Origin of the sequence: Rhodovulum imhoffii, assembly GCF_003046545.1 — a bacterium.
GTDB lineage: Bacteria > Pseudomonadota > Alphaproteobacteria > Rhodobacterales > Rhodobacteraceae > Rhodovulum > Rhodovulum imhoffii.
Window position 1 is genome coordinate 1 of the sequence record NZ_QAAA01000050.1, and the last position, 1634, is coordinate 1634.

Sequence of the window (1634 nt, forward strand, 5' to 3'; positions counted from 1 at the left end):
TGGCGCTGACCAGCGGCAGGACGCGGCGAGAGATCGCGGAGGATCTGGGCATTGGCCTTTCGACGCTGACGCGGTGGCTGAGTCAGGAGCGCGATGCGAGCGATCCGAGTGAGGCACCCGTCGATCTCCATGCCGAGTTGAAGCGGCTTCGGCGGGAGAATGCGGTGGCTGAGTCAGGAGCGCGATATCCTAAAAAAAGCTGCGGCCTTCTTCGCGAAAGAGGGAAGTCGATGACCTTCGGCTTCATCGAAACGGAGAAGGCCAGCTTCCCCATTCGCCGGATGTGTCGCGTCCTCGGGGTCAGCCAGAGCGGCTTCTTTGCGTGGCAGAACCGTCCGGCCTGTCGTCGTCAGCAGCAGGACATGGTCTATCTGGCGCATATCCGGACGGCCTTCGCGCTGTCAAACGGCACCTATGGCAGCCCGCGCATGCACCGCGACCTCGTCGACGAGGGCCATGAGATCGGGCGACACCGCACGGCACGCCTGATGCGCGAGAACCAGTTGATCGCGCGGCAGAAACGGCGCTTCTACGACCGCGATTTGGAAAATTGTTCGTGAAGCATCTCATGTCCCCGTAAGCTGGGGAGATCGTCCACGTAGCAAAGAACCATGCAATGCAATTTGGAAAGGTTCCCACGACGTCAATTGCTTCGGCAATGTCCCCGAACATTTACAGGCTGACCTGTGGGAAATTCTCCAACCAATGATGAAAGAAATTGAGGAAGAATTAGGCTTTTCAATATGACGTTCTTTGTCACATATGTCATGTCACTGCCAAATGTGTCACTTTTAACCTCGTTAATCCGATCCGATACGACTTACGTTGGAAATAGCAAGGCGCGTTAAGAAAACGGCGCAGGGTTCGCTTCTACCGAAACAGATAATATCTTCACATTCAGGAATTGCCTGAGCCATTCAGGACCGTGCTGAGGGCCATGGCGCTCTCAGCCGGGGGAGAATAGGAGCAACCGACGCTGACGATCCTCCTGATGCCGCTGAGCGACCCTGCGGCAATGACCTACCGTGAAGAAACTCCCCATGCTGTACATGTTGTTATGACTTGACGATTGACCCTTGCTATAATGGGTCATGAGTAGAGACCTATATTGGAAATTAGATCGACTAGGCCGAACGCGGTTGTCCAAGCATTTTCAGATGCGGCAGTTTCTGCATTCTGAAATCGCGCAGGCGTTCAGCATCGTAAACTATCCTGCTGACCCCGACTTAGCCATCGAAGCTGCATGGGGCTTGTGCTACCACATACTTGAACCACTGACCGAAGAGTTCGGCCCCTTGATCCTAAGAAGCGGGTATCGAAGTCCGACGCTGAACGCCTTCGGGGCCCAGATGGGCTTGGCCTGTTCGTCGAACGAGAAGAACCGCGCCTATCACTGCTATGATCTGCTTGACGCTGACGGCTACATGGGGGCCGCCGCCTGCATCATCATCCCATCGGCTCTGGGTGGCGATGAACCCCGGTTCACGGATTGGCGTGATTTGGCTTGGCACATAGATGCTACCTTACCTTACAATAGAAGTAAGCGGTGTCGCCGCCCCACATTGCCGACGGGATCAGCCATTGCGAGTTGATACGCATCCGAAGAGAAGGAGTGCGTTTCGCAATGTTCGCAA

At 55.4% G+C, this 1634-nt stretch carries 1 protein-coding gene and 1 pseudogene; both read left to right on the forward strand.

What is annotated here, in order from left to right; all coding sequences use genetic code 11:
• A pseudogene (locus C8N32_RS14735) lies at positions 1-612 on the forward strand (IS3 family transposase); the annotation flags it as partial.
• Between the two features lie 545 nt (positions 613-1157).
• The gene (locus C8N32_RS14740; protein ID WP_146159739.1) at positions 1158-1592 is read left to right on the forward strand and encodes a hypothetical protein; all 435 of its coding nucleotides are present in this window, start codon (positions 1158-1160) and stop codon (positions 1590-1592) included.
• Positions 1593-1634: the final 42 nt, after the last annotated feature.